Below are 23787 nucleotides of genomic sequence, written 5' to 3'. Positions count from 1 at the left end.
CAGGCTGAACGAGGCGCATGCACTAATACCGCAGGTGATGGAATGACGTTTAGCCAGTTTCGCGATTGCCTCGACCAAGAGGTGCTGGGCGGGAAGCCTTCCTTGTTCGGCCTTCGTCTGCTCAAGGCCCTGTGGTCCACCAACCTCGGCCGCCAGGCCGTGCTGCGCCTGCGCCTGGCCCAGTTGCTGACGCATTACCGATGTCGCTACCTGGCTCAGCGTCAGCTGGTACGGTTGGCGATGCGCTTCGGGCTCTACGCGGAGCCGACCTCGGCCATCGGCCGAGGCCTGCGACTGCCCCACCCGACATCGATCGTGATCGGCAAGGGCCTGCGCATCGGAAAGCGTTGCCAGTTGTACCAGCAGGTCTCGCTCGGGGCCGCCCCTCGCGACCACGATGGCTTGATGCCGCGCATCGGCGATGACGTGACCGTCTATCCGGGCGCCAAGTTCGTGGGGGAAGGTCGGGTCGGCGATCGGGTGATCGTCGGTGCCAATGCCGTGGTCACCAAGCCCTTCGGCGATGATGTGGTGGTGGCGGGCATTCCGGCCAGGGCGATTCGCCGGGTCGGGCCCGGTGATCGGCTCGGTTCCGTCCGAACCTGAGCCTGCGCTTCGTCACGGCGGCCGAGGCTATTCCATCAGGGCCCGATAACGGGCGGCCACGGCCTCGGGCGTATAGGCCTCCACCGCCTCAGAGGGTATCGCGGGGGGCGCCTCGATGCTCGAGCGGATGGCGCGGGCGAAACCGTCGATATCGTCCAGGGGGACCAGGCCCTGCGCCAGCCGGCCGGTCAGGATGTCGCGGGGCCCCGACAGGCAGTCGGTACTCACGACGGGAGTGCCGCAGGCCAGCGCCTCGAGGAGCACGTTGGGCAGGCCCTCGTAGTCGGAGGCCAGCAGCAGGGCGCTGGCCCGGTGCATGTACGGGTAGGGGTTGTCGCGTGGCCCCAGCTTGATCACGCTTTCCTGCAGGCCCAGGGCCTCGATTTCCCGCTCCACGGCCGCGTGGTCGCCGTCGCCGATCAGGACCAGTCGCTGCGTCACCTCGCTGGCCTGGAAGGCCTTCAACAGGCGATCCAGCCGTTTCTGGCGCATGTTGAGACGCCCCACGTAGACGCAGAAGGGCGCGTCTCGCAGCCATGGCTCCGCGATCTCGTCTCGCATCAGCTCGCGAACCCGCGTCACGTCCAGCACATTGGGGATGACCTCCGCGCGACATGGGCGACTGCCGATCCTGGCGAGCGATGCCAGGTTGGTGCGTGACAGGGCGATGACCCGCTTGTCGTCATAGAGCCGCCTGACCTTGGCCTTCTTCACCAGGCGTCGCCATCCGGCCTTGTTGGACAGCAGCTCCTGCCAGGGATCGGAGCGGATGCATAGCCAGGCTCGGTCGGCCAGTCGCGAGCGTCGGACCACCTGATGAGCCTGATGGAGGTTCGAGACCACCAGGTCGAAGCGCTCCTGGCGACCGTCGAGGAAGGCGTCCAGACGTTCGGCATGCAGGCGGTAGCGGCGCAGCTTCTGCCAGCGCCCCCGGGGCGTGAAGGGCACCACGTGCAGCTGGGCCCCATCGGGCACCGATAGCCCCGTGCGCTCGGAGAGCGAAATCAGGGTGACGCGGACGCCGCTTGCCAGTAGTGCGCGTGTCACCTTGAGCACCGAGCGGGGAGCGCCGCCGCTGGCGAGCTGGTCGATGAGGAAGAGGGCGTGGGCCATATGCGCGTGTGTTCCGGTGAGGTGAATCGAGAAGAAGCGGGCGGCGCCGTGTGTGGCGCCTAAGCGGGAGGGGCGTGCCAGAGCCGGTGCATGCGCCGTTCCGCGAAGTCGCGGTATGCCTCGCCTCTCAGCTTGTTGGCCGTCAAGGCGCCGCGGATGGCGGGCCAGCATGCTTGCCGGCGCCGCGGCAGGCGCCTGACATGGGCATCGATCCAGAGGATGCGGCCGCCGGCGTCGATCAACAGGTTGTTGTAGTGCAGGTCGCGGTGCACATAGCCGGCGTGTGCCAGCCGCGCGACCTCCGCGCAGAAGCGTTCCAGGAAGCGCCGCCGTCCGCCTTCGTCCAGGGCGTCGAATACCTCGCCGCCCGGCCGGGCATCGGCCAGGTGCTCCACCAGCAGCAGCGAGGCGTTGCAGTTGCCGGGATTCAGCGAGACGCCCCAGCCGTGGCAGCGGGGGGTGGCGAGGCCGGCGCCCCGGAGGATGCGCAGGCTCAGGAATTCCTTGCGGGCGTCCGACTGCAGCAGCCAGCGCTTCTCCAGGTAGTCGCGGCAGGCCCAGGCGAGCGGGGCGCGCCGGCGATCGAACTTGTCGGGCACCACCTTGGCCAGGATGCGCTCGTCCGCGGAGAGGTAGAAGCGGCTGCTGCCCACGGCCTCGAAGGAGGCGGTGGTCGAGGTGCTGGCCAGGCGCAGCCGCGTCGGCAGGCCGTCGGCGTGGAACACCAGATAGCGCCGGCGCCGGTCGTCGAAGGGAATGTCGAGCAGCTGCATCCTAGAGCGCCTCGAACTGGGGCAGCACCGTCTCCTTGAGGAACTGCCGGTAATGGCGCGGCTCGATGGTCACCGGGGCCTGGTCCATGCGCGCGAGCGCGTCGGCCAGGCCCTTTTCGTCGTCGGGGGCGACCAGGAAGTCGGCCAGCTCCTGGGTCAGGATCTCGCGGGGGCCGCTGGGGCAGTCGACGCTGACGACCGGCGTGTGCAGCAGCAACGCCTCGATCAGCACCCGGGGCAGGCCCTCGGCATCCGAGGCGAGCACCAGCGCCTTGGCGCCGCGGATGAAGGGGTAGGGGTTGTGGTGATAGCCCAGCCACAGCACCCGGTCCTCGAGCCCCAGGGCCTCGATCTGCTCGCGCACCGCGGCCTCGTGCTCGGGCTTGCCCTTGCCCATGATCGCCAGCGGCGTGCTCACGCCGCTCTGGGCATAGGCCCGCAGCAGGCGGTCGTGGCGCTTGCGCGGCTCGATGGCCGCGACGCACAGCAAGTAGTCGCCGTCCGGAAGCTCGGCGGGTTCCTCGGCCATGGCGGTGAAGGGCTCGCGCTCGTAGGGATTGTAGATGGGCACGATGCGCTCGGCGTCCAGCCCGACCACCCGCTCCAGGTTCTCCTTGACGCCCTGGGAGACGGCGATGACCCGGCGGTGGCGATAGAAGCGGCGCACCTTGTCGAAGGCCCGCTCGCGCTTGGCGGGGTCGCTGAACTTGGCCGAGACGTCGGACTTCACCCAGAAGTACAGCTCGGGCAGGTCCAGGTGGCGGGTGATCTTGTCGCAGGAGCAGGAGATCACCACGTCGGGGCCCCAGGACGCCAGGGCGCGGGCGATGCGCGAGGCCTGCCACTTCTCGGTGAGCACCGTGCTGGTGGCCTTGGTGAAACGGGTGACCACGGCGAGGTTGTCGATCTCGAGGCCGTCGGGCAGGCGGTGCTCGACCCGCTCGCGCAGGGTGAAGACCCTGACCGCATGGCCGCGCTGGCGAAGCTGGTCGGCGGTGTAGAGCAGCGACTTCTGGGCGCCGCCGCCGTAGAGGTCCTCGATGACGAAGGCGAAGCGCTTGGTGGGCGAGGTCGCTTGGCTCATGCAGGGCTCCAGTAACTGACAGGCGCAGGCGTGTCGGGCGGTCGTCGAGCCGCGCATCCTACCACGAGTTGGCGCGCGCCGCCCGGCCCTGCCGATGCCTGCCGCCTGGGGTATAATCGCCCGCTGCACAGCGGCCGGCGGTCATGGCCGGCCTTACCTGCGAGAGGGAGAACGCGCTGCAATGAAACTGCTGATTACCGGCATGGCGGGCTTCATCGGCCATGCCGTGGCTCGCCGCCTGTCCGGCCGGGGCCACGAGATCCTCGGCGTCGACAATCTCAACGCCTACTACGACGTCGCCCTCAAGCAGGCACGACTCGACGACCTGGGCGACTGCCCGGACGTGCGCTTCCGGCGCCTCGACCTCGCCGACCGGGAGGCCACGGCCCGGCTCTTCGCGGAGGAAGGCTTCGACCGGGTCGTCCACCTGGCGGCCCAGCCGGGCGTGCGCTACTCCCTCGAGAACCCGCATGCCTATGCCGACGCCAACCTGATCGCGCACCTCAACGTCCTGGAGGGCTGCCGACACCAGCGCGTCGAGCACCTGGTCTATGCCTCCTCGAGCTCGGTCTACGGCGCCAACGACAAGGTGCCCTTCGCCACCGACGACAACGTCGATCATCCCATCAGCCTGTATGCCGCCACCAAGAAGGCCAACGAGCTGATGGCCCACACCTACGCGCACCTCTACGAGCTGCCGACCACCGGCCTGCGCTTCTTCACGGTCTACGGGCCCTGGGGGCGGCCGGACATGGCGATGTTCAAGTTCGCCCGCGCGGTGCTGGCCGGCGAGCCCATCGAGATCTACAACCACGGCGAGATGTCCCGGGACTTCACCTACATCGACGATATCGTCGAGGGCATCGTGCGCATCCTGGACGTGGTGCCGGGAAGGGGCACGGACGAGGCGGCCGGCGGTGCACCCTATGCCCTCTACAACATCGGCCACGGCAGCCCCGTGGCGCTGATGGACTTCGTGCGGGCCGTGGAGGCCGCCACCGGCCGCCAGGCCATCTGCGACTTCCAGCCCATGCAGCCGGGCGACGTGCCGCGCACCTGGGCCGACACCGAGGCCCTGTTCGCCGCCACCGGCTATCGGCCGCGGGTCGGCGTGGAGGAAGGCGTGCGGCGGTTCGTGGACTGGTATCGCGGGTTTTATGGGGTGTAAGGAACGAGGGGCGAGGGACGAGGTTCGAGGGGCGAGGATCTATTTGCGGTGGCGAAAGTGATTCATTAGGCCATACAGCATTCGGGAGAGTGCGTGGGTTTCCTCCACCCACCGGTTTCCCGTTTGCGGCTCGATGTATCCGATCTGCATGCCGATGTAGATCTGGGTGCGTAGCTCGCCGCAGGAGCCCTTGGCGTAGTTGAGAAAACGCACCCGGTCCTTCTCGCCGATCCGCTCGTACCCTTCGGCAATGTTGCTGGCGATGGAAAGCGATGACCGGGTAATCTGATCCCTGAAGCCGAAGTCCCTGGATGCCTGGAAGTCCTGGTAGATGTGCACGCTCAGGCGTGCCGCGCGCTTCCAGACTTCCAGATCCTCGAATCGCATAGTGAGTCCCTCGGTCCCTTGTATAATGCTCGCTTGCCAGCATAGCCAATGACTTGGCATCGTCCCCGGCGAACCTCGAACCTCGAACCTCGAACCTCGAACCTCGAACCTCGAACCTCACAAGGAACTTGCATGAAAATCACCATCTTCGGCACCGGCTATGTGGGCCTGGTCACCGGCACCTGCCTGGCCGATGTCGGCCACGACGTCATGTGCATGGATGTGGACGCCGACAAGATCGCCCGCCTGGAGGCCGGCGAGATTCCGATCTATGAGCCGGGACTCGAGGAGATGGTCAAGGCCAACGTGGCCGAGGGCCGGCTGCGCTTCACCACCGACCCGGCTGCTGCGGTGGATTTCGGCGTGCTGCAGTTCATCGCCGTGGGCACGCCCCCGGACGAGGACGGCAGCGCGGACCTGCAGTACGTGCTGGCGGTGGCCGAGACCATCGGCCGGCACATGACCGAGGAGAAGGTGGTCGTCGACAAGTCCACCGTGCCGGTGGGCACCGCGGACCGGGTCAAGGCCGCGGTGGCCGGCGCCCTGGCCGAGCGCGGCGCGGCGATCGACTTCGAGGTCTGCTCGAACCCGGAGTTCCTCAAGGAAGGCGCGGCCATCGAGGACTTCACCCACGGCGCCCGCATCATCGTCGGCACCGAGTCCGAGCGGGTGAAGACCCTGATGCGCGAGTGCTACGCGCCCTACATTCGCCTCCATGACAAGCTGATGTTCATGGACGTGCGGGCGGCGGAGCTGACCAAGTACGCCGCCAACGCCATGCTGGCCACCAAGATCAGCTTCATGAACGAGATCGCCAACCTGGCCGAGCGGCTGGGGGCGGACGTGGAGCAGGTGCGCCGGGGCATCGGCTCGGATCCGCGCATCGGCTACCAGTTCATCTACCCGGGCTGCGGCTATGGCGGCTCCTGCTTCCCCAAGGACGTCCAGGCCCTGGCGCGCACCGCCGGCGAGGTCGATTATGAGGCCGAGCTGCTGGGGGCCGTGGAGGCCGTCAACCGGCGCCAGAAGCAGACCCTGTTCGCCAAGCTGTCGCGAGCCTTCGACGGCGACCTGGCCGGGCGCACCATCGCGCTCTGGGGCCTGGCCTTCAAGCCCAACACCGACGACATGCGCGATGCCCCCAGCCGCACCCTGATGGAGGCGCTGTGGGCCGCCGGGGCCCGGGTCCAGGCCTACGATCCGGAGGCCATGGACGAGTGCCGCCGCCTCTACGGCGAGCGCGAGGACCTGGCGCTGGTCGAGGATCGCGTCCAGGCGGTGGAGGGCGCCGATGCGCTGGTGATCTGCACCGAGTGGAAGGCCTTCCGCAGCGTGGACTTCGCCTGGCTCAAGTCGCGGCTGACGCTGCCGGTGGTGGTGGACGGCCGCAACCTCTTCGAGCCCGAAACCGCCCGGGCCGCGGGGCTGCTGTACTACGCGGTCGGCCGGGGCGACTCCCTGCGTCCGGCCGAGCGCTGAGGCGAGGCCGCCGGCGCGCTCAGCCCGCCTCGCCCAGGGCGGCCTCCAGGGCGTCCAGCCGCCCCGGCGCCAGGGCGTCCTCCACGGCGGTGATGCGCAACAGGCGGCCCAGGGCCGGGTGCCCGGGGCGGGCGACCAGCTTGCCGTCCTCCAGCAGGCTGCGGTGTACCTTGGCGGCGCGTTCGGCGTCGTCCAGCCGCACGGCGACGAAGTTGGTGGCGCTGGGCAGCACCTCGCCGCCCAGCGCGCGCAGGCGCTCGGCCAGCCGTTCCCGCCGTTCCACCACCGCCGCGATATGCGCCCGGGTCTCCTCGGGGTGGTCGAGCACCACCTCGGCGGCGGCCTGGGACAGGGTGGCGACCGCGTAGTGGATGCGGACCTTCATCAGCATCGCCAGGGTCTCGGGCTCGGCGATGGCGTAGCCCACCCGCAGCCCGGCCAGGCCATGGGCCTTGGACAGGGTGCGGCAGCGAATCACCCCGGGCAGCACCTCGGCGGCGAAGGGCGCATCGGCGTCCGGCCGGAAGTCGTGGTAGGCCTCGTCCAGCAGCAGCCAGCAATCCGCCGGCAGCGCCTCGCGCAGCCGGCGGATGGCGTCGTCGTCGTGGAGGTGGCCGCTGGGATTGTCGGGGTTGGCCAGGTAGACCAGCCGGGCGTCTTCCTCATTTGCGCGGCGGGCCAGGGCCGCCAGGTCCGGCGCCAGGCGCCCGGGGCGCTGATCGTAGTCGACCTCCACCAGCCGGCAGCCCTGGCCGCGGGCGAAGTAGCCGAAGGTGGGGTAGGTGCCAGCGGAGGCCACCACGGCGACGCCCGGCGTGGCCACCGCCCGCAGGGTCAGGGCCAGCAGGCTGTCGGCGCCGGCGTCCACCAGCAGCGCCTCCAGCGGGATGCCCTGCTGATCGGCGATCCGCCGGCGGATGCCCAGCGCCTCGGCGTCGCCGTAGCCGTAGACGTGCTCGACCATGGCGTCGCCGAAGTGGCGACGCAGGGCGCTGTGGGGCATGTCCAGGCCCTCGTTGGAGCCCAGGCGGTGGGGAATCGGCCGCGCCAGGCGGCGCTCCAGCACCTTGATGCCGGGAAAGGGGTTGTCCGGGCCGGGGGCGTAGAGGTGATCGGCGAAGCGGGGCATGCGGTCTCCGTGGGCTGTCGTCAGGCCAGCGCCCGCCACAGGGCGGCGGCGCCGACGAGGGTGAGAAAGGCGGCCAGGCCCAGGCGCGAGGTGGGCAGGCGCCGCTCGCCGACCTGGGTCAGCGTCGGGTCAGCGGGGTCGTGGCGGATGACCAGCGACGCGCCGGGCGGGGTGGCCGCCAGGTGGGCCTCGGCGGCCTCGCGGCTGGCGAAGGCGGGAACGCCGTCGAAGCGGCCGTTGTCGGAGCGATACGTCTTCCCCGCGACCTCGAAGGCGAGGTGCACCCGGGCCAGGTAGCGGCGCGGATGGTCGTCGCGGTCCGCCCGTCGGTGCGTGTCGTCCACCACCTCCACTTCGGTGCGCTCGACCCGGGCGCGGGCCTCGGGCCAGGCGTTCACGGCCCGTCGTCGCCAGACGCTCCGGCCCGCAATCGCCGCGCCGGCCCCGCAGGCCAGGGCGGCGGCGAGCGGAAGCCAGTCAACCGTTTCGGGAGTTCCCATGATCCAGTCCCTGCAGCGAATCTTTCAGGACATGATGGCGCCTGACCGGGCCCCTGAAAAGGCCGAGCCCAGCCTGGCGCTGGCCGTCGCGGTGCTGCTGTGCGAGGTGATCCGCGCCGACTATCGGCTCGAGGAGGCGGAGCTGGCGCGGCTGGGCGAGATCCTGGCGGCGCGCTTCTCGCTGCCCGAGGCCGAGGCGTCGGCGCTGGTGCGCCAGGCCTGCCGGGAGACCGAGGCCGCGGTGGACCATCATCGTTTCCTGCGCCGGGTGCGCGACGCCTGCGCCTACCCGGCGCGGGTCGAACTGGTGCGGGCGATGTGGTCGCTGGCGCTGGTCGACGGCCACAAGGATCCCCTGGAGGAGCACCGCATCCGCCGCCTGGCGGAGCTGCTGCACGTGCGCCACGGCGATTTCGTCAGGGCACGGATCGAGGTGGAAGGCGAGGGCTGATCGGGGCGCCTTTCGCGCAGCGAAGCTGCGCTCCTACAGCGATGGCCAAGCCCGATCTCGGGGCATGAATGGGGCGCCTGGCGGCGCCTTTCGCGCAGCGGAGCTGCGCTCCTACAGCGATGGCCAAGCCCTATCTCGAGGCATGAATGGGGCGCCTGGCGGCGCCAGGGTTGTAGGAGCGCAACTTGTTGCGCGATGGCAAGCCCGATCGCGGTGGCAAGCCCAATCTCGGGGCATGAATGGGGCGCCTGGCGGCGCCTTTCGCGCAGCGCAGCTGCGCTCCTACAGCGATGGCCAAGCCCAATCTCGGGGCATGAATGGGGCGCCTGGCGGCACCTGGGTTGTAGGAGCGCAACTTGTTGCGCGATCACGGTTTCGCCAGGCCCGGGGGCTAAACCGGGCGCCTGGCGGCGCCTTTCGCGCAGCGAAGCTGCGCTCCTACGCGACGGGGCCAGGCCCGATCACGGGGCGGAACCAGGGCGCCTGGCGGCGCCTTTCGCGCAGCGGAGCTGCGCTCCTACGCGACGGGGCCAGGCCCGATCACGGGGCGGAACCAGGGCGCCTGTGGCGCCTTTCGCGCAGCGGAGCTGCGCTCCTACGCGATGGGGCCAGCCCCGATCACGGGGCGGAACCAGGGCGCCTGGCGGCGCCTTTCGCGCAGCGCAGCTGCGCTCCTACAGCGATGGCCAAGCCCAATCTCGGGGCATGAATGGGGCGCCTGGCGGCACCTTTCGCGCAGCGAAGCTGCGCTCCTACGGTGATCGGGGTGGCCCAGCCACGTGGGGCAGAGGCCGGGCGCCTGGCGGCGCCTTTCGCGCAGCGGAGCTGCGCTCCTACAGCGATGGCCAAGCCCAATCTCGAGGCATGAATGGGGCGCCTGGCGGCACCTTTCGCGCAGCGGAGCTGCGCTCCTACGGTGATGGGGGGTGGCCCATCCACGGGGCATGAATGGGGCGCCTGCGGCGCCTTTCGCGCAGCGAAGCTGCGCTCCTACGGTGATCGGGGGAGGTCCATCCACACGGGGCAGGGGGCGGGCGCCTGGCGGCGCTTTTCGCTGTTAGAATGTGGGCTCGCGGCTCGCGAGGCGGGCCTGGCAACTCGGCAAGGGAGAGGCAGCATGGCGCGGCAAATCATCGTCCTGGGAGCGGGCATGGTCGGGGTCTCGGTGGCCTGGCACCTGGTTCGCCAGGGGCATTCGGTGACCCTGGTGGATCGGCGGGCGCCGGGTCGCGAGACGTCCTTCGGCAATGCCGGCATCATCCAGCGCGAGGCGGTGCGCCCCTATGCCTTCCCCCGCGACCTGAGCACCCTGCTGCGGGTGCTGCCCAATCGCCAGGTGGATATCCGCTATCGCCCCGGGGGCATGCTGCGGGCGGCGGGGCCGCTGTGGCGCTACTGGCGGGAGTCGGCGCCGGGCCGCTATCGCGATATCGTGCCGGAATATGCCTCGCTGATCGGGCTGTGCCTGGAGGCCCACGCGCCGATGATCGAGGCCGCCGGCGCCGAGCATCTGGTGCGCCGCGACGGCTGGCTCGAGGTCTATCGCAGCGAGGCGGCGATGTCGGCGCGCCTGGAGGAGGCCCGGGAGAACGAGCGGCGCTTCGGGGTGCGCTTCGCGGCGCTCGACGCCGAGGCGCTCGCCGCCCTGGAGCCCGACCTGTCCCCGGGGCTGGCCGGCGCCATCCACTGGCTGGACCCCTGGACGGTGGCCGATCCCGGCGGGCTGGTCGAGGCCTATGCCCGAGCCTTCGAGGCCGAGGGCGGCCGCCTCGAGCAGGCCGAGGTCCGGGATGCCGCGCCGGTCGAGGGCGGCTGGCGGGTCGTCACCGAGGCCGGCGAGCGCCGCGCCGACGACCTGGTCATGGCGCTGGGGCCCTGGTCCCGGGACTGGCTGGCGCGGCTCGGGCTGTCGGTGCCGCTGTTCGTCAAGCGCGGCTATCACATGCACTACGCCAGCGCCGGCCAGGCGCGGCTCAACCACTGGGTCATGGACGAGGAGGTGGGCTACCTGCTGGCGCCGATGCGGGCGGGGATCCGGCTGACCACCGGCGCCGAGCTCGAGCGGCTGGAGGCGCCGCCGCATCTCGCCCAGCTCGGCGCCGCCGAGGCTCGGGCCCGCGAGCTCTACCCGCTGGGCGAGCGGCTCGATGCCGAGCCGTGGAAGGGCGCGCGTCCCTGCACCCCGGACATGAAGCCGGTGATCGGGCCGGTGCCGGGCCGCGAGGGGCTGTGGTGCGCCTTCGGCCACGGCCACCAGGGCTTCACCCTGGGGCCGGCCACCGGGCGCCTGCTGGCGCAGATAATGGCCGGCGAGACGCCGGAGATCGACATGCGCCCCTTCCGGGTCGATCGCTTCTGAGGCGGGGAGGGCGCCGTCAGCGCGGCGCCCGCTGACGCTGGCGGCGCTTCTCGGTCAGCAGGTGGAACAGCAGCTTGACCGCCAGGGTGATGATGAACACCAGCCAGCCGGCGGTGGCCAGCACGTTGAACAGCAGCATCTTCTGGGTGCCGTTCAGTGGGGTGACCAGGTGCTCGATGACGATGGCCAGCAGGAAGGCCAGCCCCAGGGGCAGGGCGAGGATGTGCATCCACATCTCGGTGCGGCGCTTGCGCACGTGGTAGCGGCTGAGCAGCACCCGGATGGGCCGGTGGACCAGGCTGATCAGGATCAGGCTGCCCGCCACCAGCAGGGCCGCCAGGGTGGGCTCGATGTTGTCGATATACACCGAGTAGCTCACCGACCAGTAGACCAGCAGCCACATCAGGCCGGCCAGGATGGCGACGAGGTCGGCGTAGTAGCGTACCTTCGGCATGTCGTCCTCATGGTGGATTCCCGGCTGCGATGATACGGCAATTTGGCGCGCCGTGAAGGGGTTTCGCCCGGGCGCTGAGCCGCCGGCGGCCATGCGGTATACTGGGCCGATCGCGAACCCACCGCCGAGACAGGACCCGCCGTGAACTCGATGACCCTGACCCGCCCCGATGACTGGCACCTCCACCTGCGCGACGGTGCCGCGCTGCCCGCCGTGGTGCCCGCCAGCGCCCGCCAGATGGGCCGCGCCATCATCATGCCCAACCTCAAGCCGCCGGTGACCACCACCGAGCAGGCGCTGGCCTATCGCGAGCGGATCCTGGCGGCGGTGCCCGAGGGGCTCGCCTTCGAGCCGCTGATGACCCTCTATCTCACCGATCGCACCCCCGCCGAGGAGATCGAGCGGGCCCACGCCTCGGGCCGGGTGCAGGCGGTCAAGCTCTACCCGGCCGGCGCGACCACCAATTCCGACTCCGGCGTCACCGATCTGGCGAACTGCGACGCGGCGATCGCCGCCATGGCCCGGCTCGGCATGCCGCTGCTGGTCCACGGCGAGGTCACCGACGCCGAGATCGACATCTTCGATCGCGAGGCGGTGTTCATCGAGCGGGTCATGAAGCCGCTGCTCGAGCGTCACCCGGACCTCAGGGTGGTCTTCGAGCACATCACCACCGCCGATGCCGCCGCCTTCGTGGCCCAGGCGCCGGCCAATGTCGGCGCCACCATCACCGCGCACCACCTGCTGTTCAACCGCAACCGCATGCTGGTGGGCGGCATCAAGCCCCACTACTACTGCCTGCCGATCCTCAAGCGCGAGCGCCATCGCCAGGCGCTGCTCGAGGCCGCGACTTCGGGCAGCGGCAAGTTCTTCCTGGGCACCGACAGCGCGCCCCATGCCCAGGGCGACAAGGAGAGCGCCTGCGGCTGCGCCGGCGCCTACACCGCGCCCGCGGCGCTCGAGCTCTACGCCACGGCCTTCGAGCAGGCCGGCGCCCTGGAGCGCCTGGAAGGCTTCGCCAGCCACTTCGGCCCGGATTTCTACGGCCTGCCGCGCAACGCCGACACCGTCACCCTGGTCCGCGAGCCCTGGACCCTGCCCGAGAGCCTGCCCTACCAGGATGGCCAGCGCATCGTGCCGCTCCAGGCCGGCGAGAGGCTGGACTGGAAGCTCGAGGTGTAAGGTGGCGGCCCTGCCGCCCCGACACCGGGCGGCACGCCTTGTAGGAGCGCAGCTTTGCTGCGCGAATGGCGCCGTCAGGCGCCCGGTTTTGCCCGGGGCGGTTCGTGCCGCGGGGCGGATCCCATCGCGCAACAAGTTGCGCTCCTACCACCCTGGCGCCGTCAGGCGCCCGGTTTTGCCCGGGGCGGTTCGTGCCGCGGGGCGGATCCCATCGCGCAACAAGTTGCGCTCCTACCACCCTGGCGCCGCCAGGCGCCCGGTTTAGCCCCCGGGGCTTGGCGAAACCCCGATCGCTGTAGGAGCGCAGCTTCGCTGCGCGAATGGCGCCGTCAGGCGCCCGGTTTTGCCCGGGGCGGTTCGTGCCGCGGGGCGGATCCCATCGCGCAACAAGTTGCGCTCCTACCACCCCGGCGCCGTCAGGCGCCCGGTTTAGCCCCCGGGCCTGGCGAAACCCCGATCGCTGTAGGAGCGCAGCTTCGCTGCGCGAATGGCGCCGTCAGGCGCCTGGTTTTGCCCGGGGCGGTTCGTGCCGCGGGGCGGTTCGTGCCGCGGGGCGGATCCCATCGCGCAACAAGTTGCGCTCCTACCACCCTGGCGCCGCCAGGCGCCCGGTTCGGCCCCCGGGGCTTGGTGAAACCCCGATCGCGCAACAAGTTGCGCTCCTACCACCCTGGCGCCGTCAGGCGCCTGGTTCGGCCTCCGGGGGCTGGCGAAACCCCGATCGCGCAACGAGTGTGTTCCTACCACCTCGGCCGGATGGCCAGGTGCTCGTCGAGGAAGGCCAGGGCGGCCTCGAGGGCGTCGTCGCGGGTCAGGAAGGCGGTGAGGTGGCCGCGCAGCCGCTGCAGGTAGAGCTCCGCGGGGACGCCGGCCGCCGCCAGCCGGGCATACATGTCGGTGGCGTGGTCCACCGGCACCAGGGCGTCCGACGCGCCGTGGAAGAGGAAGTGGGGCGGGGTGTCGGGCGACACCTGGCGGGCCGGGGAGGCCAGGGCATAGGCCTCGGGCTTCTCGGCGCGGGTGCCGCCGATGAAGGCCACCACCAGCCGGCCGTCGTCGAATTTCAGCAGGTCGCTGGGCAGGCCGCCGGCGACCACCGCCGCCAGGCGCGCGGTGTCGCCGCCGTGGGGGCGATCCAGCGGCGATTCCGGGCCCTGGGTGGCCAGCAGGCTGACCAGGTGGGCGCCGCTGGAGTAGCCGACGCCGACGATGCGGCCGGTATCGATGCGCCAGGCGTCGGCGCGCTCGTGCAGCCAGGCCATGGCGGCCTGCAGGTCGTGAAGCTGGGCCGGGAAGCGATGCTCGGGGGCGAAACGATAGGCGACGTTGGCGACCACGTAGCCCCGGCGCACCAGGCGTTCGGCGATGGCGGCCATGTCCTCCGGGCCGCGTCCTTGCCAGCCGCCGCCGTGGACGAGCAGGGCCGCGGGCCGCCGCGCGGTGCCGGGCGTCTCGGGCAGGTAGACGCGAGCCTCCAGCGCCTCGGGCCAGTCCGGCGGGGTGTAGGGGCGCGGCGACAGGCGCCGGAAGGGGGCCGCCTCGACGTGTCGCGGGCCGTCATCGGCCAGGGCGGGGCGGCCGTCGGTGCTGCGATGGCTGGCGCAGCCGCCGACCAGCAGGGACAGGCAGAGCGCCAGTCCCAGCAGGCGGCGGGTCGGCATGGTTCAGCCCTCGGCGGCGTCGGCGGTGACCGGCTCGCCCAGGCGCGCCACCATGGCGGTGACCATGCGCGTGGAGTGGTCGGCGGCCTGGTCCAGGAATGCCTCGAAGGAGAGGTGGTTGTCGTCGCCGCCGGCGATGTCGGAGAGCGCGCGGATCACCACGAAGGGGCAGCCGTAGAGGTGGCAGGTCTGGGCGATGGCGGCGGCCTCCATCTCGGCGGCCAGCATGGTCGGGAAGCGCGAGCGCGTCTTGGCGACCAGTTCCGGGCAGGCCATGAAGACGTCGCCGGTGGCGATCAGGCCCTCGGTCACCCGGACCTCGTTCATCGACTCGACGCACTCGCGGGCCGTGCGCACCAGGCGCTCGTCGGGGAGGTAGGCCGCCGGCATCTGCGGCACCTGGCCGTGCTCGTAGCCGAACACCACGGCATCCACGTCGTGGTGGCGCACCTCGCTGGAGACCACCACGTCGCCGACCGACAGGCCCTCGCCGAAGCCGCCCGCGGAGCCGGTGTTGATGATCGCCTCGGGCCGGTAGGTGTCCAGCAGCAGGGTGGTGCCGATGGCGGCGTTCACCTTGCCGATGCCCGACTGCAGGATCACCACCTCGACGCCGTGGAGGCGGCCGGTGTGGAAGGTGGAGCCCACCCGGGTGTGGGTCTCCCGATCCTCGAGCATGGCCGCCAGCCGGGCGACTTCCTGGGCCATGGCGCCGATGATGCCGATGCGTTTCATCTATCCGGATCTCCGCGGAGTGAGGTAGTCAGAGGGAGGGTCAGGCGTCTGCGCCGAAGACCTGGTGCCACTCGTCGCGCTTGGCCAGGAAGCCCCGGGCGATCCGCTGGGCGCCTTCCAGGCTGTGGCTGGCGGCCCAGCCGCACTGCATCTCGTTGCAGGCGGGGACCTCGGTGGCCTCCAGCACGTCCTTCAGGGTGCCCTCGACCAGCTCGAGCACGCCCTGGTAGTCGTCATGGTTGAGCAGGGCGATGTAGAAGCCGGTCTGGCAGCCCATGGGGCTGATGTCGACGAGCTTGTCGGAGTGGTTGCGCGACAGCTCGGCCATCAGGTGCTCCAGGGAGTGCAGCCCCGGCATGTCCATGTGGTCCTGGTTGGGCTGGCAGATGCGCATGTCGTACTTGTGGATGCGGTCGCCGTGCTCGCCCGTCTTGATGTCGGCCAGACGCACATAGGGAGCCTTCACCTTGGTGTGGTCCAGGTTGAAGCTTTCGACGTTCATCCTGTCGCTCATCGACGGACCTCGCGAGTCGGTGGTAGGTCAGGGGCGCATTCTACCGGAGTGGGGCTATGGGTGCACGGGGCGCCGGTCGGCGCCAAGCGCTCGGTAAGCTGAGCGCCTGCGAAGGGCGTGTCTCGCCCCCTTATCCCTTGCACCTCACCCCTTACTCCTTTCCTCTCGCCCCTCGCACCTCTTCACTCCATCCCGTCGTGCATCTCGGCGGCCAGCAGGGTGTTCTCGAGCAGCGAGGCGACGGTCATGGGGCCCACGCCGCCGGGCACCGGGGTGATGTGGCTGGCTCGGGCCGCCGCGGGCTCGAACTCGACGTCGCCCACCAGGCGGCCGTCCTCCTGGCGGTTGATGCCCACGTCGATGACGATGGCGTCGTCGCGCACCCACTCGCCCTTGACCAGGCCGGGGCGGCCCACCGCGACCACCAGCAGCTCGGCGCGGCGCACGTGCTCCTCGAGGTTGCGGGTGAAGCGGTGGCAGACGGTGGTGGTGCAGCCGGCCAGCATCAGCTCGAGGGCCATGGGGCGGCCGACGATGTTGGAGGCGCCGACCACGGTGGCGTCCAGGCCGCGGATCGCAAGCCCGCTGTCCTGCAGCAGGGTGATCACGCCCTTGGGGGTGCAGGGGCGCAGCAGCGGCAGGCGCTGGGCCAGGCGGCCGAGGTTGTAGGGGTGGAAGCCGTCCACGTCCTTGTGCGGCAGGATGCGCTCGAGGATGGGGCGCGGGTCCAGGTGGTCGGGCAGCGGCAGCTGCACCAGGATGCCGTCGACGGTCGGGTCGGCATTGAGCTCGTCGACCAGCGCCTCGAGTGCCTCCTGGGAGGTGTCGGCGGGCAGCTGGTGCTTGATCGACTGGATGCCGGCCTCCTCGCAGGCGCGGTGCTTGTTGCGCACATAGACCGCCGAGGCCGGGTCCTCGCCCACCAGCACGACGGCAAGCCCGGGCACCCGCCCGCCGGCCTCGCGGCGTGCCTGCACCTGGCGTGCGACCTGCTGGCGGACTCGGGCGGCAATGGACTTGCCATCGATCAGTTGGGCGGTCATCGAACTTCCCTCTGGTGGTCAGATGGTGAAAGAAGGCGCGATTTTCGCATGCCGGGGGCCCCAGGCAAAGGGAGGTGGGGTGCGAGGGGCGAGGGGCGAGGGGCGAAGGGCGAGGGGCGAAGGGCGAAGGGCGAGGGGCGAAGGGCGAAGGGCGAAGGGCGAAGGGCGAAGGGCGAAGGGCGAAGGGCGAAGGGCGAAGGGCGAAGGGCGAAGGGCGAAGGGCGAAGGGCGAAGGGCGAGGGGCGAGGGGCGAGGTGTGAGGTGTGAGGTGTGAGGGGCGAAGGGCGAAGGGCGAAGGGCGAGGGGCGAAGGGCGAAGGGCATGCGATAAGCCGCTGATCGGTGGGCCCTGGCTTGACGAAGGCGGAGAGTCACGTAGAATACGCCTCGCTTGACGGGGCCCCTGCGGCGACGTCAGGGCCGTGCAAGAGCCGGCGGGGTGTAGCGCAGCCTGGTAGCGCGCCTGCTTTGGGAGCAGGATGTCGGGGGTTCAAATCCCTCCACCCCGACCACAAGCCGTTGATTGAATTGAAAGATTTTTCATTCATGGCTTGCGGGCAGGCGCTCGGGAACGTATCATGCGCCCATAGCTCAACCGGATAGAGCAACGGCCTTCTAAGCCGTAGGTTGCAGGTTCGAGTCCTGCTGGGCGTGCCACCCCGGGTGGCGTCGCGGCGGTCTCGCCGGTCGAGCAGAGTCGAGATGGTGGATGTAGCTCAGTGGTAGAGCCCCGGATTGTGGCTCCGGTGGTCGTGGGTTCGATCCCCATCATCCACCCCATTTCGACGCGCTTCAGGCAGTGGTGGATGTAGCTCAGTGGTAGAGCCCCGGATTGTGGCTCCGGTGGTCGTGGGTTCGATCCCCATCATCCACCCCATTGCCTCCCCTCATGATTATCTTTCGCTCGCTCTCCTGCCATCGCCTCCGGTCATCCGGCGCCTGCGATGCGGCGGGTTTTCGCGTGTCCGGTCCGCTGGCCCCCGTTGTCGGGGATAATCTGCGCGATGCCCTTGTCGAACCGGGTAAGCGTCCCCATCTATTGGCCCATGGCGCTTGCCACTGCGGAAAGGGATTCATAGAATTCTTTCCTTTGAACGTTTTACGCTTTTCTCCACAGAACGCCCCCAGTCGGTAGAGGACAATTCATGCAAGTTTCCGTCGATACGACCTCCCAGATCGAACGCCGCATCAAGGTGCAGGTGCCGGCCGCCGAAATCGACGAGGCCGTCGCCTCCCGTCTCAAGGATGCCGCCAAGAACGTGCGTCTGGACGGCTTCCGCAAGGGCAAGGTGCCGATGTCGGTGATTCGTCAGCGCTACGGCCGTGGCGTGCGTGACGAGGTGGTCGGCGAGGTGATGCGCGAGCGCTACGTCAAGGCCATCACCGAGGAGAACCTCAACCCGGCCGGCTATCCCGAGATCGAGGCCCAGGTCAACGAGGCCGGCAAGGATCTCGAGTTCACCGCCACCCTGGAGATCTATCCGGAGATCGAACTGGCCTCCATCGAGGGCACCGAGGTCGAGCGTCCGGTGGTCGAGCTCGCCGACGCCGACGTCGACGAGATGATCGAGACCCTGCGCAAGCAGAACGCCGCCTGGGAAGAGGTGGAGCGCGCCGCCGAGGATGGCGACCAGGTCAACATCGACTTCCAGGGCTACCTGGGCGACGAGCCCTTCGAGGGCGGCAGCGCCGAGGGCCACGACCTGGTGATCGGTTCCGGCAGCTTCATCCCCGGCTTCGAGGAGCAGCTGATCGGCGCCAAGGCCGGCGAGGACAAGGAACTCAAGGTCACCTTCCCCGAGGACTACCAGGCCGAGCAGCTGGCCGGCCAGGAAGCGACCTTCAAGGTCAAGGTCAACGCCGTCAAGGCGCAGGCCCTGCCCGAGATCGACGCGGCCTTCGCCGAGAAGTTCGGCGTCGAGGACGGCGACCTGGCCAAGTTCCGCGACGAGATCACCAAGAACATGAAGCGCGAGGCCGACCAGGCCATCGAGAACCGCGTCAAGCAGCAGGTCCTCGACGCCCTGAAGCAGGCCAACGACATCCCGGTGCCGCAGGCCCTGATCCAGCAGGAGACTGACGGCCTCAAGCGCCAGGCCGCGCAGCAGTTCGGCCTGGGCGAGGACTTCGACGTCAGCCAGCTGCCCAACGAGCTGTTCGCCGAGCAGGCCAAGAGCCGCGTGCAGATCGGCCTGCTGCTGGCCGAGGTGATCAAGGTCAACGAACTCGACGCCTCCGACGACGAGATCAAGGCCAAGGTCGAGGAACTGGCCCAGCAGTACCAGGAGCCCCAGCAGGTGGTCGAGTACTACATGGGCAACGAGCAGATGAAGGGGCAGGTCAAGTCGGCCGTCCTGGAAGAGAAGGCCGTCGAGGTCCTGCTTGGCCAGGCCAACGTCAAGGACGTCCCGATGAGCTATCAGGACGCCCTGGCCGCGGCCCAGCAGCAGGGCGGTGACGCCGAGGACGACGCCGAAGCCGACGAGGCCGAGGGCGAGGAGAAGGCCTGACGGTCACTCCCGGCCCTTCCGCCCGGCGCGAGCCGGGCGGAGCTGCCAGGCGTCGCTTCCATACACCGGATGCAAGGACATCACCCAGATGAGTAACGAGTTCGATATCCAATCCGCCGGCGGCCTGGTGCCCATGGTGGTCGAGCAGAGCGCACGCGGCGAGCGGTCCTACGACATCTACTCCCGCCTGCTCAAGGAACGCGTGATCTTCCTGGTGGGGCCGGTCGAGGACTACACGGCCAATCTGCTGGTGGCTCAGCTGCTGTTCCTGGAGTCCGAGAATCCGGACAAGGACATCCACCTCTACATCAATTCCCCGGGCGGCTCGGTCACCGCGGGGATGTCGGTCTATGACACCATGCAGTTCATCAAGCCCGACGTCTCCACCGTGTGCATCGGCCAGGCGGCGAGCATGGGCGCGCTGCTGCTGGCCGGGGGGGCGGCGGGCAAGCGCTATTGCCTGCCGAACTCGCGGATGATGATCCACCAGCCGCTGGGCGGCTTCCAGGGTCAGGCCTCGGACATCGAGATCCATACCCGCGAGATCCTCGGTATCCGCGAGCGCCTCAACCAGATCCTGGCCCACCACACCGGGCAGGACATCGAGACCATCGCCAAGGATACCGACCGCGACAACTTCATGAACGGCGCCCAGGCCGCCGAATACGGCCTGATCGACGCCGTGCTGGATAAGCGGCCGACATCCTGATAGCGTGAAATTCACCACGCTCTGATTACGTGATTCCCGGCGGCCCGCGGGCCGCCGCTGCGAGAGAGGTACGCGAATGGCCGACGGCAAAGGCAAGGACGAAGGCGGCAAGCTGCTGTACTGCTCGTTCTGCGGCAAGAACCAGAACGAGGTACGCAAGCTGATTGCCGGCCCGTCCGTCTATATCTGCGATGAGTGTGTCGATCTGTGCAACGACATCATTCGCGAGGAGGTGCTCGATGCCGATGCCGAGACCGACGAGGAGCGTCTGCCCGCCCCCCGCGAGATTCGTCACACCCTCGACGACTACGTGATCGGCCAGGACCGCGCCAAGATGGTGCTGTCGGTGGCGGTCTACAACCACTACAAGCGTCTGCGCCATGGCGGCAAGGACGAGGTGGAGCTCGGCAAGTCGAACATCCTGCTGATCGGCCCTACCGGCAGCGGCAAGACCCTGCTGGCCGAGACGCTGGCCCGGCTGCTCAACGTGCCCTTCACCATCGCCGACGCCACCACCCTCACCGAGGCGGGCTACGTCGGCGAGGATGTCGAGAACATCATCCAGAAGCTGCTGCAGAAGTGCGACTACGACGTGGACAAGGCCCAGCGCGGCATCGTCTACATCGACGAGATCGACAAGATCTCGCGCAAGTCGGACAACCCCTCCATCACCCGGGACGTGTCCGGGGAGGGCGTGCAGCAGGCCCTGCTCAAGCTGATCGAGGGCACCACCGCCTCGGTGCCGCCCCAGGGCGGGCGCAAGCATCCGCAGCAGGAGTTCGTCCAGGTCGACACCACCAACATGCTGTTCATCGTCGGCGGCGCCTTCGCCGGCCTCGACAAGGTCATCCGCGACCGTGCCGAGCAGGGCGGCATCGGCTTCAACGCCGAGGTGAAGAGCAAGGACGAGACCAAGGGCGTGGGCGACCTGCTGCTCGACGTGGAGCCCGAGGACCTGGTCAAGTTCGGCCTGATCCCCGAGTTCGTCGGCCGCCTGCCGGTGATCGCGACCCTCACCGAGCTCACCGAGGACGCCCTGATCCAGATCCTCACCGAGCCCAAGAACTCGCTGATCAAGCAGTACGGTCGGCTGTTCGAGATGGAAGGCGTGGAGCTGGACTTCCGCGAGGATGCCCTGCGCGCGGTGGCCGGCAAGGCCATGGCCCGCAAGACCGGCGCCCGCGGCCTGCGCTCCATCCTCGAGTCGGTGCTGCTCGACACCATGTACGAGATTCCCTCCCTGGAGGGGGTGACCAAGGTGGTGATCGACGCCTCGGTGATCGCCGGCGAGAGCGAGCCGCTGCTGATCTATTCCCAGCAGGAGCAGCCGCGGGTCGACGGCACCGACGGCTAGACGCCGGACCCGCACGCCTCCGTGGCGTCGGTGCCGGGATCGAGGGCCGCCTGCGCGGCCCTTTTCTTTGCCGTTCCGCCCCGCCGGCCTTGCAAAGCCGGGCCGTCGCCCCCACTCCCCTGGTATCCAACCGATCGTTTGAGGAACGTCTGCGATGCAGCAGAACGCCGAACAGACCCAGAGTCTGCCCCTTTTGCCGCTGCGGGACGTGGTCGTCTACCCGCAGATGGTCATTCCGCTGTTCGTCGGCCGCGAGAAGTCGATCCAGGCCCTCGAGGCCGCCATGGAGGCCGACAAGCGCGTGCTGCTGGTGGCGCAGCGCGAGGCCAGCGAGGACGATCCCGCCAACGAGGACCTGTTCGCCATCGGCACCGTGGCCGAGATCATGCAGCTGCTCAAGCTGCCCGACGGCACCGTCAAGGTGCTGATCGAGGGCGAGTCCCGGGCCGACATCCGCGACATCCTGGCCGTCGACGACGGCTACAGCCGCGCCGAGGTGAGCCTGCGCGAGAGCGAGCCGCTCACCGAGCGCGAGCAGGACGCCCTGGTGCGGGTGCTGCTCAACCAGTTCGAGCAGTACGTCAAGATGTCCAAGAAGGTGCCCAACGAGGTGCTCAACTCGCTGTCGGGCATCGAGGATCCCAGCCGGCTGGTGGACACCATCTGCGCCCACCTGTCGCTGAAGATCGACGACAAGCAGCAGCTGCTGGAGATGGATCGGGTCCGCGACCGCATCGAGCACCTGATGGCGCTGATCGAGTCCGAGATCGACCTGCTGCAGGTGGAGAAGCGCATCCGCTCGCGGGTCAAGGACCAGATGGAGAAGTCCCAGCGCGAGTACTACCTCAACGAGCAGATGAAGGCCATCCAGAAGGAGATGGGCGAGCTCGAGAACGCCCCCAACGAGGCCGACAAGTACGAGCAGGCCATCGAGAGCTCGGGGATGCCCAAGGAGGCCGCCGAGAAGGCCAAGCAGGAGCTCGGCAAGCTGCGCATGATGTCGCCGTCCTCCGCCGAGGCCACGGTGGTGCGCTCCTACCTGGACTGGCTGATCGCGGTGCCCTGGAAGAAGCGCACCCGGGTGCGCCACGACCTGGCTCACGCCCAGAAGGTGCTGGACGAGGATCACTACGGCCTGGAGGAGGTCAAGGAGCGCATCCTCGAGTACCTGGCGGTGCACAAGCGGGTCAAGAAGCTCAAGGGGCCGGTGCTGTGCCTGGTGGGCCCGCCCGGGGTGGGCAAGACCTCGCTGGGCCAGTCCATCGCCCGGGCCACCAACCGCAAGTACGTGCGCCTGGCGCTGGGCGGGGTGCGTGACGAGTCCGAGATCCGCGGCCACCGCCGCACCTACATCGGCTCGCTGCCCGGCAAGATGATCCAGCGCATGAGCAAGGCCGGGGTGAAGAACCCGCTGTTCCTGCTCGACGAGGTCGACAAGATCGGCATGGACCACCGCGGTGATCCGGCCTCGGCGATGCTCGAGGTGCTGGATCCGGAGCAGAACGACAAGTTCAGCGACCACTACCTGGAGCTGGACTACGATCTCTCCGAGACGCTGTTCATCTGCACCGCCAACTCGATGAACATCCCCGGGCCGCTGCTCGATCGCATGGAGGTGATCCGCCTGCCCGGCTACACCGAGGACGAGAAGCTGGCCATCGCCAAGCGCTACCTGGTGCCCAAGCAGCTCAAGGCCAACGGCTTCAAGGACGACGAGCTGGCCTTCACCGACGAGGCCGTGCTGGAGCTGATCCGCTACTACAGCCGCGAGGCCGGGGTCCGCGAGCTCGAGCGCCAGATCGCCAAGGTGTGCCGCAAGGTGCTGCGCGAGCGCCTCGAGAAGGAGGGCAAGGAGGGCGCCCAGGCCCCGGTCCAGCTGGCCGCGGCCGACATCGAGGCCTACGCCGGGGTGCGCCGCTACAGCTACGGCCTGGCCGATCAGGAGGACCAGGTGGGCCGGGTCACGGGGCTGGCCTGGACCTCGGTGGGCGGCGAACTGCTCAACATCGAGTCGGTGGTGACCCCCGGCAAGGGGCGGCTCAACAAGACCGGCTCGCTGGGCGACGTGATGAAGGAGTCGGTGAGCGCCGCCCAGACCGTGGTGCGGGCCCGGGCGCCGTCCTTCGGCATCGACCCGGAGCGCTTCGAGCAGGAGGACCTGCACATCCACGTGCCCGAGGGCGCCACGCCCAAGGACGGCCCGAGCGCCGGCATCGCCATGGTCACCGCCATGATCTCCGCCTACACCGGCCGGCCGGTGCGCTGCGACGTGGCGATGACCGGCGAGGTCAACCTGCGCGGCGAGGTGATGCCGATCGGCGGGCTGAAGGAGAAATTGCTGGCCGCCAGGCGCGGTGGTATAAAGACCGTGCTTATCCCCGAGGAGAACCGGCGCGACCTCAAGGAGGTTCCGGACAACATCAAGGAAGCGCTGGACATTCGTCCCGTGCGCTGGATCGATGAAGTCCTGGAGGCGGCCCTCGTGGAAAAAAACGGCCTGAAAACCGATGAATCACGAGCGGAAGACACGGCATCTTCTCACTCGATGATCAGTACGCACTGACGACGTTTTTTCCATCA

The 23787-nt window shown here is 69.2% G+C and carries 21 protein-coding genes and 4 tRNA genes; 14 read left to right on the top strand and 11 right to left on the bottom strand.

The genetic code is table 11. The features are described 5' to 3' along the window. The first annotated feature begins 42 nt into the window (after positions 1 to 42). Positions 43 to 606 (top strand): serine acetyltransferase, encoded by a 564-nt coding sequence (locus QC818_RS03855; RefSeq protein WP_309651523.1) that lies wholly within the window; start codon positions 43 to 45, stop codon positions 604 to 606. 27 nt (positions 607 to 633) lie between these two features. Here QC818_RS03855 and QC818_RS03850 read toward each other — a convergent pair whose 3' ends face one another. The 3 genes from QC818_RS03850 to QC818_RS03840 are packed head-to-tail and all read right to left on the bottom strand — an operon-like array spanning position 634 to position 3576. Continuing rightward, the gene (locus QC818_RS03850) at positions 634 to 1719 is read right to left on the bottom strand and encodes a glycosyltransferase (protein ID WP_309651522.1); all 1086 of its coding nucleotides are present in this window, start codon (positions 1717 to 1719) and stop codon (positions 634 to 636) included. Positions 1720 to 1778: 59 nt separating this feature from the next. Then, on the bottom strand, positions 1779 to 2492 hold the full coding sequence (locus QC818_RS03845; protein ID WP_309651521.1) for a lipopolysaccharide kinase InaA family protein: 714 nt from the start codon (positions 2490 to 2492) through the stop codon (positions 1779 to 1781). Position 2493: 1 nt separating this feature from the next. Beyond that, positions 2494 to 3576, bottom strand: a complete 1083-nt coding sequence (locus QC818_RS03840; RefSeq protein WP_309651520.1) for a glycosyltransferase — start codon at positions 3574 to 3576, stop codon at positions 2494 to 2496. A 181-nt stretch (positions 3577 to 3757) separates the two neighbouring features. On the opposite strand from QC818_RS03840, the gene QC818_RS03835 reads away from it, so the two are divergent. Next, on the top strand, positions 3758 to 4744 hold the full coding sequence (locus QC818_RS03835) for an NAD-dependent epimerase (RefSeq protein ID WP_309651519.1): 987 nt from the start codon (positions 3758 to 3760) through the stop codon (positions 4742 to 4744). Positions 4745 to 4783: 39 nt separating this feature from the next. Here QC818_RS03835 and QC818_RS03830 read toward each other — a convergent pair whose 3' ends face one another. Next, complete coding sequence (locus QC818_RS03830; RefSeq protein ID WP_309651518.1) at positions 4784 to 5131, bottom strand: four helix bundle protein; 348 nt, start codon at positions 5129 to 5131, stop codon at positions 4784 to 4786. Between the two features lie 132 nt (positions 5132 to 5263). Here QC818_RS03830 and QC818_RS03825 point away from each other — a divergent pair, with 132 nt between their 5' ends. Next, the gene (locus QC818_RS03825; RefSeq protein ID WP_309651517.1) at positions 5264 to 6610 is read left to right on the top strand and encodes a UDP-glucose dehydrogenase family protein; all 1347 of its coding nucleotides are present in this window, start codon (positions 5264 to 5266) and stop codon (positions 6608 to 6610) included. Positions 6611 to 6629: 19 nt separating this feature from the next. On the opposite strand, the gene QC818_RS03820 is transcribed toward QC818_RS03825, so the two are convergent. Together QC818_RS03820 and QC818_RS03815 are read right to left on the bottom strand one after the other, a co-directional pair. After that, on the bottom strand, positions 6630 to 7739 hold the full coding sequence (locus tag QC818_RS03820; RefSeq protein WP_309651516.1) for an aminotransferase class I/II-fold pyridoxal phosphate-dependent enzyme: 1110 nt from the start codon (positions 7737 to 7739) through the stop codon (positions 6630 to 6632). A gap of 20 nt (positions 7740 to 7759) precedes the next feature. Continuing rightward, positions 7760 to 8137 carry a DUF3592 domain-containing protein gene (locus QC818_RS03815; protein WP_445351947.1) on the bottom strand — a complete coding sequence of 126 codons (378 nt, stop codon included), beginning with the start codon at positions 8135 to 8137 and terminating at the stop codon, positions 7760 to 7762. A 100-nt stretch (positions 8138 to 8237) separates the two neighbouring features. Here QC818_RS03815 and QC818_RS03810 point away from each other — a divergent pair, with 100 nt between their 5' ends. Further along, a complete protein-coding gene (locus QC818_RS03810; protein ID WP_309651514.1) occupies positions 8238 to 8690 on the top strand; it encodes a tellurite resistance TerB family protein in 453 nt (150 codons plus the stop codon). A gap of 1117 nt (positions 8691 to 9807) precedes the next feature. Next, positions 9808 to 11049 (top strand): NAD(P)/FAD-dependent oxidoreductase, encoded by a 1242-nt coding sequence (locus QC818_RS03805; protein ID WP_309651513.1) that lies wholly within the window; start codon positions 9808 to 9810, stop codon positions 11047 to 11049. A 16-nt stretch (positions 11050 to 11065) separates the two neighbouring features. Here QC818_RS03805 and QC818_RS03800 read toward each other — a convergent pair whose 3' ends face one another. Next, the gene (locus QC818_RS03800) at positions 11066 to 11503 is read right to left on the bottom strand and encodes a hypothetical protein (RefSeq protein ID WP_309651512.1); all 438 of its coding nucleotides are present in this window, start codon (positions 11501 to 11503) and stop codon (positions 11066 to 11068) included. 141 nt (positions 11504 to 11644) lie between these two features. Here QC818_RS03800 and pyrC point away from each other — a divergent pair, with 141 nt between their 5' ends. Next, positions 11645 to 12682, top strand: a complete 1038-nt coding sequence (gene pyrC / locus QC818_RS03795; protein ID WP_309651511.1) for a dihydroorotase — start codon at positions 11645 to 11647, stop codon at positions 12680 to 12682. Positions 12683 to 13422: 740 nt separating this feature from the next. On the opposite strand, the gene QC818_RS03790 is transcribed toward pyrC, so the two are convergent. From QC818_RS03790 to folD, 4 genes are all read right to left on the bottom strand, one after another. After that, the gene (locus QC818_RS03790; RefSeq protein WP_309651510.1) at positions 13423 to 14343 is read right to left on the bottom strand and encodes an alpha/beta hydrolase; all 921 of its coding nucleotides are present in this window, start codon (positions 14341 to 14343) and stop codon (positions 13423 to 13425) included. 3 nt (positions 14344 to 14346) lie between these two features. Further along, a complete protein-coding gene (gene mtnN / locus QC818_RS03785) occupies positions 14347 to 15078 on the bottom strand; it encodes a 5'-methylthioadenosine/S-adenosylhomocysteine nucleosidase (RefSeq protein WP_309651509.1) in 732 nt (243 codons plus the stop codon). Positions 15079 to 15118: 40 nt separating this feature from the next. After that, positions 15119 to 15592, bottom strand: coding sequence for an S-ribosylhomocysteine lyase (locus QC818_RS03780; protein ID WP_309651508.1), 474 nt, complete (start codon positions 15590 to 15592; stop codon positions 15119 to 15121). 182 nt (positions 15593 to 15774) lie between these two features. Next, positions 15775 to 16635, bottom strand: a complete 861-nt coding sequence (gene folD, locus QC818_RS03775; protein WP_309651507.1) for a bifunctional methylenetetrahydrofolate dehydrogenase/methenyltetrahydrofolate cyclohydrolase FolD — start codon at positions 16633 to 16635, stop codon at positions 15775 to 15777. 434 nt (positions 16636 to 17069) lie between these two features. Here folD and QC818_RS03770 point away from each other — a divergent pair. The 8 genes from QC818_RS03770 to lon all read left to right on the top strand — a co-directional run bounded on the left by QC818_RS03770 (position 17070) and on the right by lon (position 23770). Beyond that, positions 17070 to 17146 (top strand) — tRNA-Pro (locus QC818_RS03770). A 68-nt stretch (positions 17147 to 17214) separates the two neighbouring features. Then, a tRNA-Arg gene (locus QC818_RS03765) sits at positions 17215 to 17291 on the top strand. 48 nt (positions 17292 to 17339) lie between these two features. Next, positions 17340 to 17414: transfer RNA gene (locus tag QC818_RS03760), tRNA-His, on the top strand. 22 nt (positions 17415 to 17436) lie between these two features. Beyond that, a tRNA-His gene (locus QC818_RS03755) sits at positions 17437 to 17511 on the top strand. A 268-nt stretch (positions 17512 to 17779) separates the two neighbouring features. Further along, the gene (tig, locus tag QC818_RS03750) at positions 17780 to 19144 is read left to right on the top strand and encodes a trigger factor (RefSeq protein ID WP_309651506.1); all 1365 of its coding nucleotides are present in this window, start codon (positions 17780 to 17782) and stop codon (positions 19142 to 19144) included. An 88-nt stretch (positions 19145 to 19232) separates the two neighbouring features. Then, positions 19233 to 19853 (top strand): ATP-dependent Clp endopeptidase proteolytic subunit ClpP, encoded by a 621-nt coding sequence (gene clpP / locus QC818_RS03745; RefSeq protein ID WP_309651505.1) that lies wholly within the window; start codon positions 19233 to 19235, stop codon positions 19851 to 19853. Positions 19854 to 19929: 76 nt separating this feature from the next. Next, complete coding sequence (gene clpX, locus QC818_RS03740) at positions 19930 to 21207, top strand: ATP-dependent Clp protease ATP-binding subunit ClpX (RefSeq protein ID WP_309651504.1); 1278 nt, start codon at positions 19930 to 19932, stop codon at positions 21205 to 21207. 154 nt (positions 21208 to 21361) lie between these two features. Further along, on the top strand, positions 21362 to 23770 hold the full coding sequence (lon, locus tag QC818_RS03735; protein ID WP_309651503.1) for an endopeptidase La: 2409 nt from the start codon (positions 21362 to 21364) through the stop codon (positions 23768 to 23770). The last annotated feature ends 17 nt before the right edge of the window (positions 23771 to 23787 follow it).

Origin of the sequence: Halomonas koreensis (genome assembly GCF_031451675.1) — a bacterium.
Taxonomy (GTDB): domain Bacteria; phylum Pseudomonadota; class Gammaproteobacteria; order Pseudomonadales; family Halomonadaceae; genus Halomonas; species Halomonas koreensis.
The sequence above is the reverse complement of the archived record's forward strand: the minus strand, read 5'-3'. Positions and strand labels throughout refer to the sequence as shown.

Bases quoted from the DNA above. Each gene is read 5' to 3' on its own strand.
- QC818_RS03820 (WP_309651516.1), bottom strand. From the start codon at position 7,739: ATGCCCCGCTTCGCCGATCACCTCTACGCCCCCGGCCCGGACAACCCC.
- QC818_RS03805 (WP_309651513.1), top strand. From the start codon at position 9,808: ATGGCGCGGCAAATCATCGTCCTGGGAGCGGGCATGGTCGGGGTCTCG.
- QC818_RS03825 (WP_309651517.1), top strand. From the start codon at position 5,264: ATGAAAATCACCATCTTCGGCACCGGCTATGTGGGCCTGGTCACCGGC.
- tig (WP_309651506.1), top strand. From the start codon at position 17,780: ATGCAAGTTTCCGTCGATACGACCTCCCAGATCGAACGCCGCATCAAG.
- QC818_RS03800 (WP_309651512.1), bottom strand. From the start codon at position 11,503: ATGCCGAAGGTACGCTACTACGCCGACCTCGTCGCCATCCTGGCCGGC.
- QC818_RS03840 (WP_309651520.1), bottom strand. From the start codon at position 3,576: ATGAGCCAAGCGACCTCGCCCACCAAGCGCTTCGCCTTCGTCATCGAG.
- QC818_RS03850 (WP_309651522.1), bottom strand. From the start codon at position 1,719: ATGGCCCACGCCCTCTTCCTCATCGACCAGCTCGCCAGCGGCGGCGCT.
- QC818_RS03810 (WP_309651514.1), top strand. From the start codon at position 8,238: ATGATCCAGTCCCTGCAGCGAATCTTTCAGGACATGATGGCGCCTGAC.
- clpP (WP_309651505.1), top strand. From the start codon at position 19,233: ATGAGTAACGAGTTCGATATCCAATCCGCCGGCGGCCTGGTGCCCATG.
- lon (WP_309651503.1), top strand. From the start codon at position 21,362: ATGCAGCAGAACGCCGAACAGACCCAGAGTCTGCCCCTTTTGCCGCTG.
- QC818_RS03855 (WP_309651523.1), top strand. From the start codon at position 43: ATGACGTTTAGCCAGTTTCGCGATTGCCTCGACCAAGAGGTGCTGGGC.
- QC818_RS03835 (WP_309651519.1), top strand. From the start codon at position 3,758: ATGAAACTGCTGATTACCGGCATGGCGGGCTTCATCGGCCATGCCGTG.
- folD (WP_309651507.1), bottom strand. From the start codon at position 16,635: ATGACCGCCCAACTGATCGATGGCAAGTCCATTGCCGCCCGAGTCCGC.
- QC818_RS03845 (WP_309651521.1), bottom strand. From the start codon at position 2,492: ATGCAGCTGCTCGACATTCCCTTCGACGACCGGCGCCGGCGCTATCTG.
- mtnN (WP_309651509.1), bottom strand. From the start codon at position 15,078: ATGAAACGCATCGGCATCATCGGCGCCATGGCCCAGGAAGTCGCCCGG.
- QC818_RS03780 (WP_309651508.1), bottom strand. From the start codon at position 15,592: ATGAGCGACAGGATGAACGTCGAAAGCTTCAACCTGGACCACACCAAG.
- QC818_RS03790 (WP_309651510.1), bottom strand. From the start codon at position 14,343: ATGCCGACCCGCCGCCTGCTGGGACTGGCGCTCTGCCTGTCCCTGCTG.
- QC818_RS03830 (WP_309651518.1), bottom strand. From the start codon at position 5,131: ATGCGATTCGAGGATCTGGAAGTCTGGAAGCGCGCGGCACGCCTGAGC.
- clpX (WP_309651504.1), top strand. From the start codon at position 19,930: ATGGCCGACGGCAAAGGCAAGGACGAAGGCGGCAAGCTGCTGTACTGC.